Consider the following 11988-nt stretch of genomic DNA (forward strand, 5'->3'; position numbering starts at 1 on the left):
GTAAATGATTCCTCTCCTTAGTATCTGCCACCTAATAAAAAAACCTTCCGCATGCGCAGAAAAGGTTCGTTATTTATTGAAATTTATTTTTAAGAATACAGCTCTTCGAACAAAATTTCTTGAGAAATGTTGATTAAATTATTATTTGATTTTAGTTTAAATCAACCTAAAATTACACTATCTGATTGACATTAATACTTCACCAGACCACTTGTAGATCGCTAGAAACTAAATACTCTTATTTAATACGATCAATTGCATTTTGTAATTTCTCTCCAAACTTCGTTTCAGTTAGCTCAAGCTCTTGAGCATTTGTACTAACTGTGTAGTAGTAGAGCATTAAATATTGGTTTGCAGGATAAACTATTGGTGCGTGAGAACTTAGGAGTTTCTGATTATCTTTAAATTTTTTTTCTCCTTTAACTCGATTTTCCTTTGAACCAAAGTCATAAACTCTTATGATTTCATCATTGTCTAGTTTAAAGACTATACCCTTCACACCAAGTATTGCATCCTCAGATGTATTAATTTCAGTGACATGGATTCCTTCTGAGTTTAGTGCATCAATTAATGGATGCACTTTGTTTTCATTTGAACAAGCGCTTAGAACAAACAAGCAATAAATAGTAATAAGTATTTTTCTCACTAGCAACAACCTCCAATAATAATTTTCCAAAGAATTAAAACAACTACAAAGTTCTAGATTCCTTCTAATATTCTTTACACCTGTAGAAAAATAAAGCCCTAAATGCTGTGAAACAGCATAAGTGCTTTATGATTTTTATGAATTATTAATCTTTAGAATCTAATAAGACTTATTTTTGAAGTACGTAATCTTTAAGGCTTTTAAATTCGGACTTATGACTAACTACCCATTCCTTTTTATCTCCATCTACGATTATATTTTCCGTTCCTTTTGTCAATTCAAGAAGTGCTGGAAAGATAGACTCATCCCCACTCTCAATTTTGTCTGCGATAAAAGGAATAGCAGGCGTTCCAAGTTCGATGATTTTCTTTACTTTTTCTCCTGAACTTGTTTGAGTATCTAATAATATGGTATCAATGGACAAAGGTATGGACTTGATATGGGCCTTCCATTTTGTAGAAAAATCTTTTCCGGATTCCCAGAAGGTTGAAGTTCCCTTTAAATCCACTTTTGCTATACGTTCAATTGCTATTGCAGTGATATATTCCTGCAAACCGTTTTTTTCACTTGTAGATAACTTTTGGTCTAGAATGGGAATGGCATCATTACCTAGTTTAATAATATTTTCAAAGTCATCATTATTTTTAATATAGTCATAAGGGTTAGAACTGTAAGAGATCTCAGATCTCAAAGAAACCTCTTTATTAATTTTTTCTTCAATTGCAGCGAAGCTATCATTTATTTGCTTCTCCGTAGCAGCAGAGGCACTTCCATTGTTGTTAAAATAGAGTACTAGCAAGAAGCTACAAGCAAATAATGATATAACAATCAGAGTCTTTTTCATTGATTTTCACATCTCCTTAGTGAGCATATTTTCTAACTCCTGGACCGTAGGGAGTTGGTTTGTATGGTTGCCAGCCATAACTTTGTAGGCGTTCTAATTGCCCCCATTTCGCATTTGAATAACCACCAGCTGCAATTCTACTAAAGTGAGTAATAGACGAAGATGAACCATAAGAAATAATTTCATATGCTGCAACGTCATAACTGTCAATCGGTTTGCTTGTTATGAAACCTTTACCATATAAATATGTATCTACTTGTGTACTAGTAGGATTGTTTGAACCCCATGGCCATACCCAAGAACTATAGTTTCCAAGTGCATAAGCTAGGCAATTATATTGACTTGTAGCATCACCTAACCATGCATAGTTCCCTGAAGTTATTACAATCGAATTCAAAGTCGATGTTGGAGTTGTAATACCAGCAAGGGCTGTTGTAGCACCTGAGGCTATCGAGGCTAGAACAAGAGAAGTAGTAACTATTTTCCTTTTTACTCCTAACAAGCTTATCATTTTTTTCACCATTCCTTTGCAGAATCTAGATATACTTGCGTTCTTGAGGCTAGTTGAGACATTGAGCTCAAGTAACAATTGAAGATAAAAACAAAATTACAAGCGGGACCTGGAGTTACCGGCAAAGTCATTAACTGGACCCTGTTATCCATTTATCAGGAATAAATGATGCGGTAACACGAACCTCTACATTAACTGTCATAAATATCATCCTCCTCACAATATAAGGAAAATGCGATAAATGATTTACAACCATATGCACCTAAACTCTCGGGGATAGACTTTTCTTCAAGAAAGTAGGTTTCCAGACACTTATCAAAGTTGACTCCAAGTATAAATTCACCTCTGCCTGTAACTTTCATGTAAGTGATACCTCCACCATAAAATCAATTTGTCATTGTCCAAGGATCCCCTTCTTCAGCCTTAAATGTAGCAATTAATGGTCTATTTAATCTTATTATACTTTTAAAAATCATACAATTATTACTATATTTAACTTTTATTCAACTCGCTTAGTGCATTTAAACTTTTTAACTTATTTTCAAGAATTCCCTTCTCCAGCCTTAAATGAAGCAGCTCTGTATCCAAGTCCTGCCCGATGGTATGCACCGCGGTGACGATATCCTCTGCTGTGAGGATGTGAATAGAATCTGCGTTTTGGGAGATATACTTTAGAATGATGTCGATGAATTCATGGCAGAGGCTTATTCTTTGAGTTAGGATGGATTCTTCTTGCAGAGTTTCTTCGTATTTGATTTGGATTTCTTGCATGGCTGCCACCTCCGATAAACTTAGGGTTGCTTCGAGGACACCTTTTGTGTCTGAGTTAAAAACTAGTTCTCCTAACTGGAAAAGATCCTTCAGGCCAATTCAATGATATCCCTACGAGTATTAAGACACAATTCGTGTCTAACACACTTAATATATCGTATTTCTCTTGAATCCTCAAGCATAAATGAAACTTATCGTGTCCATTATAGTAGCAAGAGAATCCAGTTACTTATAATGGTTTTGAGGTGATGATACGTGTTTGGTAAACGTCTAGCAGAACTTAGAAACAATAAAGGCATTAGTCAATATGAGCTTGCAACACAGATGAACCTATCACGCGGACAAATCGCTAATTATGAACAAGGCACTCGTGAACCTGATTTTGCAACGCTTATTGCATTGGCTGACTTTTTTCAGGTAAGTCTGGATTTACTTCTCAGTAGAGAATTGAAAATCAACGTAGAGCTAGACAATATTGCGTTTCTGACTGGGAGCAAAGAAAACTTAACACCAGAAGAAGCTGACTATTTAAAAGAAAGTCTTAATTTGATTCGTAAGTATGGATCGCAGTTAGCAAAAAAGAATAAGCAATAAAACCCACCTTACAAAGGTGGGTTTTATTGCTTATTCTCGCGGATAGATCATTTCAAAATTAACAGTGGAATTAAATTTACATGCACTGTATGCGGGAAAATCGAGAGTTTTATAGAGACTGTTATAGTCCGCTAAAGCCTTGATTTTACTGGGTTTTCTGCGTTTGCTTTATGTTCGCTTAGGCTCATTTTGTTAGTTTAGGAGAGGGTTTTTCACCAACTTTACACCAACTTTTTGCTAGTTTTTATCAACTTTTTTCAAATGAGACTTTTACACCAGTTTTACACCAATTTTTTATATGTGCTTACATGTACCCAAGTGAAATCTCACTGGGTTCATGTCAAGTAATTAATACATGTACTGATTGAGAAACATATATATTCGTGAACCAGTGGCAGAAGAAGGAAAATATTGTCTAACATGGTGATCCAATTACTTGCTTAAAAATTACATTCATCAATTGTTTTGGTTAACTCAGCCCATCGTGCTGATAGTAACTTTGCATAATCTAAAGAAAATAGTCCATAATGCCCTAACGCATACCCATCATTGACTTCAATTAATAACGTTTCTCCCTTATCTGTTAGTCCAAAGTCAATAGCATACCCGTGAGGAGCAGATGAGAATTGCGAGACAGCATTTTCAACTATTTTATAATCAAAGTGTACTCTCCAATTTCCTTTATACCGACGGATATCTAAAATCCTACCGCGCTTAACAAAACATCTCCATTCTGCCACAAAATTTACTACTTCTGAACATAAGATCTCTGGGTCTTCACCGTATACACCACACCCCATTAGATCTTTAGTACCTCTAACTACAACTCCAGTAAATTTTTTATCCTCGACCGGTTTGATAAATACATTCCATTTCTCAGGATTGTTTGCTATGAAGCTTAGTTTGGACTTCCAAACTTTTCTACCCAAATAACTTGTTAATTCTTCTGGATAGTCAATTTCAGGCGGGACTATTTGATATTGTGAAAATACTGTTCTAACATCATCAACATAACCAACAATGATATCTTCTTTGTTATGATCTGATATGTCATTAACCTGACTAAAATATCAAATTCCGAATCCCATTTGTTTAAACCCATCAAAAGCTGCGTAAAAATTATGATTTGCAATTTCGTTATCAATACCTCTTTTAATGTATACCTTCAAAGATATCACCTACTCATCGTTCTAAACATCCCAAATATAAATTCGCCACGGTTTTGTCTAATCATTCCGAGAAGCCTCAAATCCTGCAACCTTCTTACAACCAATCCATCTGCGGGACAATTTATGTGAAACTTTATAAAAACCGTTTTTCTTGTCTTCTAAATAACGAATACTTATGATTGTTCTCGGGTATAAAACTCTGACGAAGCTTATTATTTCATGAATCTCATTTACGAATTCAGAAACTATAGGATAACGATAACTATGATATAAAATGTCATGAATATGAATTAGATCTGAGTAAATCGTTATTTTTCTAAATGCCTTAAAATTAATAACAGATGAATGTTCGAACATAACGCCAAGTGCTTTTTTTATTGCCGCGAGTTCGCCATATATTGAATATCTTGCAATTGTACTGTGTACTAATTGCGTCTTGGCTTCAATTTGTCCCCCACCGACTAAAACAAGACCAATACCATAACTACCAGTCTGAAAGTTAGAACAGTCGCAATAAATATGCAGATGTTCCTTCCCCTTTACCTCACGAAGATACTTGCCTTTGGCGTCTTTAATAAAATAAACTCCATCCATTTCATCATTAATTTGAATGACCTTTCTATCACTATTTCTAGAATTCCGATTAATAGCATGTTGTACTTGACACGGCTTGCATACCGAAATGCATTCGGCTTGGTAACTTAGACCCAAAGTACTTCTTCGGATTACGAAAGTGGCCTCTGTAGACTGACACAACTGACAGATAAAACGGTCTCTCTGCATAATATGATGATGAAACTGATCGGTACTATACTTTTCCTGAATACGAACTGCATCTACGATAATTGCTCTACCCTCATTAACGTATTTCATAGCAATCTCATTAGTCACAATTTGAGCTGATCCATCGATGCGTTTGATAATAATCGGTGCTTCCTGTACTAGAATATCTGTATTACTAAGGTTAGGGAATCTGATGCCGTTTATTACAATAAACGACTCTTTATTAGAAGAACACGTCCTACAGTATGACTTCCGTTTCTTCACACTTTTTTTCGGAAATTCACTTAGTGGTTTATCTTCTAAACAGATTTTGCAGGGTTTGGTCCGAACAATCTCCATTGGTTCCATAGACATCCCTCCATTTCGGTCTTTATAAACCATCATACAGGTTTGTTTTGACTACTACTGGTCAGCGAATACTTGTTCCCAAAACAAAACAGCCAGAGAAGGGTTTGAGCTCCTTCGCTGGCCGTTACGATTGTTACTATAAACTTAGTACCATATTCCATCTGCTGCGATACATCTTTGATCGAATTTTTCATCATAAACTAAGAGTAATTGTTAGGGAACTTCTCTTTTCCCATAAGCCACAAATATTTGTCAATATCCTTTATATTGTATTCCTCAAGTCCATAATATGTTTTGAACTTAAGAAGTATTTCCTTAAATTCTATATATCTTTTTAAATCATCGTTCTTAAAATAATAGAAACTGTCTATATCCCTAAAATATCTGAGGACTTTATAAACATAACTATCATAAATAGGGAAATCTAAAGAATTATGATGGCTACAATATTTTGTAGCGAAGGAATAGAAGTTCTTTTTCTTTCCATTTGCCATCTGTACACTGGCAATGTCATTAACAAGCGTAACATCTCCTTTTTTTAGCCTGTCGTCAATTTTTAAACTGACTATATGCTTTGCAACTTGTAAAGGAGAGAATATATTGGTGCTGTAAAAATCATTTAAAGCAGACACTTTAATGAGAACTTCATCTATTTCCGTATTATTTTTGTACGTTGTTAAAAATAATTTCTCAAGAGCACTTTCCGTTAACATATAATTATCAGAGTTGTTCCAGAAATTTAGATATTTCTCTAATTCTACTGGAGAAGGCCGCGGTGCTTTCACATTGGGCTCTTGGATATAATTCATAACAGTTCCTTTAATAACTGTCCTTTCTTTTGATTTACTAGCTTGTTCCTCATCCTGTTCATTTCCAATAAATCCTGCTATCCCTCCATATGTTGTATCTATGAATTCTTTTAAAATTCTTATAGATCTCATGTAAGTGTGAGAATTACTGGTAGGATTTTTTACTTTACGAGCATTTATAAAGTAATCTTCCAGCAATTCACGGCAACGAACCATCGACCTTTCATTTTCTAAAACTTCCCAAAAACTCATCCCAATATCATATCTAAAAAGATAAAATGCATCACTAAAAATGACGCCCTTATCTTTAAGATGGCTATATTTTGTTAGTAAATACTCCTTAAAGGCTCTTTTTAAATCAATAATCCTCTTATCTTCTAGATTCATAACTGAATTCTGCACCAAATTGATTTCCCCCCTTAACAAACCATGATTCACTCAAAACTAATTAATTTGGATTAATTTATTCAAGTTGTTCCATACAGATATATGCTCATTAAACCAATTGTATAAAAATACTGCTGTTTCTTGAGCTTCTTGAACAGCAATACGGTTTGTCTCATAATCAAGGTAAGGGTCAACTTTAGGTACAAGTATCCTTATTACTGTTGATTTTCCTTTTCTCTCAATTCTCATTTTTGGTAATAAGTAATTACTATAAAAGTTACTAACTTCTTGTGAAAAATCCCCAATTCCCTCCATCTGAATATCTACCATTCCATGTACAAACTTATAAACAAGTTGAACACGTTTAGGTAATTTGTTTTTAAAAAAGATAAAAGTTGAAGCTGATGGTTTAGGACCAGGATGATCCATAATTAGATCCTTAACATTAAGCGAGATGTCCTTCCAGAATTCCTCCCAAAACTTTGATATTATTGGATCCCCAGTTGCAATTAAAGCTTTTGTTGTAGCTCTTAACAATACTTCAATTTTATAGTGAGCACGTTCACCCATTTGCTTTTCTGAAAGGAAAAATTCAATGATATTTTCATATGAAATGTAATTGTCAAAATGATGGGAGTGTTTTGCTTTATTTATGTATGCTTCTGGTGCGAATAATATTGTTATACATTCAGCACATTCATTGCGTTGTATATACCCAATTGCTCTTTTTTTATAATCGGAAGCTTGATTCTGTTGAAATTGAGCGTTTATTTTATTTTCAATTAAAAAGCGAACTTCTCCATGGTCTCCGTGAAAAGTTACAATTATATCTGATTCACGTTCAAGCTCAATAACTGAATGTTCGATACGTAAAAGATGTTTAATTAATGCTGGATTCAGATAAGTATTTTTTAGAAACCAATTACGGAAGTTTTCTGACGAATAAAACTCCTCTAGAAACAATAGGTCAACGTGCAATTCTCGAGTTGAGTAATGTAATTCCGGCTTCATTAAATATCCTCCCGCATAAGCTGAAAAATATAACTTATTTCAACTCAGCTTAAATTATCGCTCACCCAACCAAAATAGAGCTCTACTCCGTTTATAAGTACATTTCTTGAAAGTTGATTACACTCTCCATGAAGATTAAAAAGTTTGAGGAAGTTATGATAATCACCGATCCATGAAGAAGTGGCACTAAATGAATGAACAAGAACAATTGCTTTATTAGCATTTAACTTCTTAGCTTCTATTAAAGCAGATGCTGTCCTATGTAGTAATTGATATCGAATATTATCCAATGACTTTGAATCAGTAATTTGTAATGTTTCCTTTAGAAAAGTAAGTCGTTGTCTCTTCCCCTCACTCGACTCATGTAACCAATCTTTTACCGTTTTACCGAAAGGTTCTTCAACTTTTCCCTCAACCATCATGATGACTAGGTCTTGATTTAACTTACCGAGGATAAATATATCATTTTGCGATGGAGCTCTTTGATTATTTAAGTACACCTGATATTCTGGAAAAGCAAAGAGGATTGTCGTTGTTTTAAATTGAGAATCATCGAGTAATTCTTGAACTCTATCAGGAAAACCGTTAGTTTGTGTCCATACATTTGCTAGTTCGTATGCTGAGTATCCCTTTTTCCATTGTCTTTCTGGGTTGGCCATATGTTTTTTCCAATCATCAAGATTACCTGTTGCAAAATAGAATGTTTTCATAGCTTCCTCCAATTTATTTGTTTTAGTAATGGAGTGGTTTCACATTTTATCGATAGCTCTTATAACATCTACTAGCCTATTTACGGCTTGCAGCTTTAATGAAGGTTTAGGTAGCCAGCAAAAAGGATGAGTATAATCGCCTTCCTTATCTGCCGCGAAAACTAATTTTTGCTTATGCCCCTCCCCCCATCCCTTCAATCTTTGAACATCATCCATAAATGAATTCTTTAGAAATCCCATAATAATAAAAGAAGAGTTCTTACATTGATTATAAAAATGATCTTTCTCACTTACTTCTTGTTCACACAATATTGAAGGACTTATACCATTTTCAATCAGAAGATTAACTACCTCATTATGATATATTTTTATCTTTTTACCATCCGGTTCTATTAGAGAAGATATGTTATAAATCGATATATAGCCGCGCGGTTTAGAAAAACCCACTGACTCATAAGCTGTTCTTACAACTCCTATTAGACTACGCATTGTGGCATCAGGTGAGTCCTCACCGGTTATGAAATCAATATCTTTTTCACCTTTGATAAATGAGTTCCAATCCCTATGCTTACTCAGTTTGTAAGAACCTGGATTCGTCATAAAAACAGTACCAAGCACTGTATCCTCATCATCTAAATGAATTTTTGTGTTAGTTCTTAATAATTCCACTCCGGTTGAATGCTTAATTCTTCGTATCGTTGCTGTTACTTTTTCCGGATAAATTCTTAACGGCATTAACAACACCCCTGAACTTAAAATCCTAATTGTTTCATAGGTTCAGTTAGAATATGCGGGTACTCTACAATAACATTCTTCTTATCCTTTTGGACCCATAAGCTTGCGATCTTGAGATCTGACAATGCCTTAGATATTCGCTCAACTTGCTGACGAATTCTTGGAATGTCTGGATTTGCAATTACGAGAATTGTATGTTCATCTATACTTTCATAAAGCTTCAGCATTAGTTGAATTTGTTCTGCTAGATGAATACCGATTTGAGTGGAATCAAATACCGTATTTATATCGTGTCCCATGGCTTGATTGCCCCTCGACTCGATAAAAAGCTTTCTTCCTAACTTTACTGCATGTAAATCAGCATCGTTCCTCGAATCAACGACTTTTAAGACAAACCCTCGTTCCTGTAAATAGGAGTGAATAATATCTTCGCACTGATTCTTATTAATAATGAATGGATCAGGTTTATTTAACTGGCTATTAATCGAAGGCATTAACACTCCTCATTTCTCCATATAGTGTTGAATAAGTAGCAATGTTTCAGCAGCTTTACCTCTAAGGAAGAAATCAAATCTATCCTCCTGGCCAGTCTCTTCAGCATTGATTAAGATTAATTTGCCTTTTGTGATAAAAGGGAGCTGATTGACTGGATGTACCTGCAAGCTCGTTCCGATTACCATCACAACATCTGCACTTTCAATGGCCGCCATAGATCGCTGCCATGCATCATTAGGTAAATTTTCACCAAATAAAACAATAGAAGGCCTCAACTTCCCTCCACACTGACAGGGCCGCTCGTTTACAAAGGCTTCTTCATCCGTTGCTTTTCTACATGAATGGCAGCGGAACTCTTTAATAGATCCATGCAACTCCTGAACATGACTACTTCCTGCAGCTTGATGAAGACCATCTACATTCTGCGTTGTAATTAATTTGATATGACCAACTTGCTCCCAGCGCGCTAAAATTGCGTGACCAGCATGAGGTAGAATCTTTCTTAAATGGTTGACTCGAGTTGTGTAGAAAGAGTGAAACAGTGGATAATTGGTTTCCAAGGCTTTTACTGTCGCCACAGTTCTGGGATCTATTTGGTTCCACCAACCTGATGGAGAGCGGAAGTCTGGTACTCCCGATTCAACGGAACACCCTGCTCCGGTTAGTACAACCATATTTTTTGAGATGGAGATGATTTGAGCTACTTCTTTGTGAATCATATAACATTCTCCTTTCTTATCTGAAAGGTAACACATGAATTCAACACAAAATCAATATATCATAAACTAATTATTATCACTGTCGGATTATGTAAGGGCTTTAGACGGAGTGGAAGAATACTGATTAGTAAGTATTGTAATGAAATTTATATTTCTATTGTATAAATTTAGCAATGGGCTCTCGTGTAAAAACGTAATCAAAACAGCCAGGGAAGGAATTATATTTCCTCCTCTGGCTGTTAACTTGTTTATATAAATTATAAAACACAAGTCACTTTACCGTCCCTATATACTTCAGTAAACTATCCTCAACACATTCGGAAATTAATTGCACGAATGGTTTTAGATCATTTTCCATACTTGCTAATTCTAAAGTCTCATAATATTTCAAACGAGCATCGTTTGCTGCTTTTACAATTGCTGGTGGAAATCCATATTTCATTAAGATTAAATTCATTAAAAGCCGTGCTGTCCGCCCATTACCATCAGAAAAAGGATGTATGTAAACGAAACGGAAATGAAATTCCGCGGCTAGTTCAACTGGGTGCAATTTATATTTGTGTTCATCATACCATTGAATTAACTGTTCCATTTTTTCTGAAAGCACTGAGAAGTTTGGAGGGGTATGTTGAGAACCTGATATCAAAACGTTGATCATCCGATATCGCCCTGCATTCTCATCGTCAATGTTTTTAAGTACTAGATGATGAATTGATTTTATGACATACTCAGTCAAGTCCATGTTTCTATTTACTACATCTTGTACGTAATAAATCGCTTCTGAATGGTTAACAACTTCAAAATGCTCACGCAGCTTTTTACCGCCTATTGTTAAACCTTCTTCTAAAACCAATTTAGTTTCCAAAAGTGTTAATGTATTACCTTCAATCGCGTTAGAGTTGTACGTCCACTCAACTCGATAAACTTGCTCCAAATTCCTTACAGCAGCCGCTGGCAATGGACGTAATTTATCTAATTCACTTTTTAAAAGATCTATCTTTCCAAAGTTCATAATGCCCCTCCCTCCCTACTCTTATTACCATTATATCACAGTGAAAAATAATTAGACGTTTAACGACACTTCTGATTTCCGTTTCTATTTAGGCTATATCAAATTTTATTAATGAATTATTTATCAACTTTAACCCACTTTATTTGCTTAAACATCCGTAAAATTGACTGAGTAATTGCTCCCAATTCAGACGGACTATCTCCGAAATAACCTCTGTTGTCTTAGAACCTTAGTGATATCATATGGCACCATAAAAGCCTCCTATCTTTTCCCTCAAGTATACAAAAGAAGTAAAACAAAAAGCTGGCTGTCAAGAAAACAAACGGTCTATTAGAATTATCAACCTAATCTATACAAATTAGTCCCAAATCAATTGCATAGACGTCTCAATCGCTTCCGATTTATCCACAAGCTCTGATCTTGAAGTGTCCTTGTCCATACGTC

At 34.9% G+C, this 11988-nt stretch carries 16 protein-coding genes; 1 reads left to right on the forward strand and 15 read right to left on the reverse strand.

All coding sequences use genetic code 11. The features are described 5' to 3' along the window. Positions 1–238: 238 nt before the first annotated feature. From ACUN27_RS34635 to ACUN27_RS34655, 5 genes are all read right to left on the reverse strand, one after another. Entirely contained in the window at positions 239–646 is a 408-nt protein-coding gene (locus ACUN27_RS34635; RefSeq protein WP_326062899.1) for a hypothetical protein, read from the reverse strand. A 169-nt stretch (positions 647–815) separates the two neighbouring features. Then, the gene (locus ACUN27_RS34640) at positions 816–1490 is read right to left on the reverse strand and encodes a hypothetical protein (RefSeq protein WP_445560417.1); all 675 of its coding nucleotides are present in this window, start codon (positions 1488–1490) and stop codon (positions 816–818) included. A gap of 16 nt (positions 1491–1506) precedes the next feature. Next, positions 1507–2013: a DUF7689 domain-containing protein gene (locus ACUN27_RS34645; protein ID WP_315955716.1), complete on the reverse strand. Its 507-nt coding sequence runs from the start codon at positions 2011–2013 to the stop codon at positions 1507–1509. A gap of 179 nt (positions 2014–2192) precedes the next feature. Further along, on the reverse strand, positions 2193–2363 hold the full coding sequence (locus ACUN27_RS34650; protein ID WP_315955715.1) for a hypothetical protein: 171 nt from the start codon (positions 2361–2363) through the stop codon (positions 2193–2195). Positions 2364–2493: 130 nt separating this feature from the next. Then, the gene (locus tag ACUN27_RS34655; RefSeq protein WP_315955714.1) at positions 2494–2772 is read right to left on the reverse strand and encodes a hypothetical protein; all 279 of its coding nucleotides are present in this window, start codon (positions 2770–2772) and stop codon (positions 2494–2496) included. A gap of 255 nt (positions 2773–3027) precedes the next feature. On the opposite strand from ACUN27_RS34655, the gene ACUN27_RS34660 reads away from it, so the two are divergent. Then, entirely contained in the window at positions 3028–3366 is a 339-nt protein-coding gene (locus tag ACUN27_RS34660) for a helix-turn-helix domain-containing protein (protein WP_315955713.1), read from the forward strand. A 440-nt stretch (positions 3367–3806) separates the two neighbouring features. On the opposite strand, the gene ACUN27_RS34665 is transcribed toward ACUN27_RS34660, so the two are convergent. The 10 genes from ACUN27_RS34665 to ACUN27_RS34710 all read right to left on the reverse strand — a co-directional run bounded on the left by ACUN27_RS34665 (position 3807) and on the right by ACUN27_RS34710 (position 11544). Continuing rightward, positions 3807–4415, reverse strand: coding sequence for an ATP-grasp domain-containing protein (locus ACUN27_RS34665; RefSeq protein ID WP_445560700.1), 609 nt, complete (start codon positions 4413–4415; stop codon positions 3807–3809). Positions 4416–4592: 177 nt separating this feature from the next. Beyond that, entirely contained in the window at positions 4593–5666 is a 1074-nt protein-coding gene (locus ACUN27_RS34670) for a hypothetical protein (RefSeq protein WP_445560418.1), read from the reverse strand. A gap of 32 nt (positions 5667–5698) precedes the next feature. Further along, positions 5699–5863, reverse strand: coding sequence for a hypothetical protein (locus tag ACUN27_RS34675; RefSeq protein ID WP_445560419.1), 165 nt, complete (start codon positions 5861–5863; stop codon positions 5699–5701). A 3-nt stretch (positions 5864–5866) separates the two neighbouring features. Then, positions 5867–6862, reverse strand: coding sequence for a hypothetical protein (locus ACUN27_RS34680; protein ID WP_445560420.1), 996 nt, complete (start codon positions 6860–6862; stop codon positions 5867–5869). Positions 6863–6919: 57 nt separating this feature from the next. Next, on the reverse strand, positions 6920–7873 hold the full coding sequence (locus ACUN27_RS34685) for a hypothetical protein (protein WP_445560421.1): 954 nt from the start codon (positions 7871–7873) through the stop codon (positions 6920–6922). Positions 7874–7917: 44 nt separating this feature from the next. Next, on the reverse strand, positions 7918–8583 hold the full coding sequence (locus ACUN27_RS34690; protein ID WP_445560422.1) for a DUF6946 family protein: 666 nt from the start codon (positions 8581–8583) through the stop codon (positions 7918–7920). Positions 8584–8622: 39 nt separating this feature from the next. Beyond that, the gene (locus ACUN27_RS34695) at positions 8623–9318 is read right to left on the reverse strand and encodes a hypothetical protein (RefSeq protein WP_445560423.1); all 696 of its coding nucleotides are present in this window, start codon (positions 9316–9318) and stop codon (positions 8623–8625) included. A 17-nt stretch (positions 9319–9335) separates the two neighbouring features. Further along, positions 9336–9812 (reverse strand): hypothetical protein, encoded by a 477-nt coding sequence (locus tag ACUN27_RS34700; protein ID WP_445560424.1) that lies wholly within the window; start codon positions 9810–9812, stop codon positions 9336–9338. Between the two features lie 9 nt (positions 9813–9821). Further along, positions 9822–10532: an SIR2 family NAD-dependent protein deacylase gene (locus ACUN27_RS34705; RefSeq protein ID WP_445560425.1), complete on the reverse strand. Its 711-nt coding sequence runs from the start codon at positions 10530–10532 to the stop codon at positions 9822–9824. Positions 10533–10803: 271 nt separating this feature from the next. Continuing rightward, entirely contained in the window at positions 10804–11544 is a 741-nt protein-coding gene (locus ACUN27_RS34710) for a Fic family protein (protein ID WP_445560426.1), read from the reverse strand. Between the last annotated feature and the right edge of the window lie 444 nt (positions 11545–11988).

Source organism: Paenibacillus sp. WC2504, assembly GCF_052682475.1.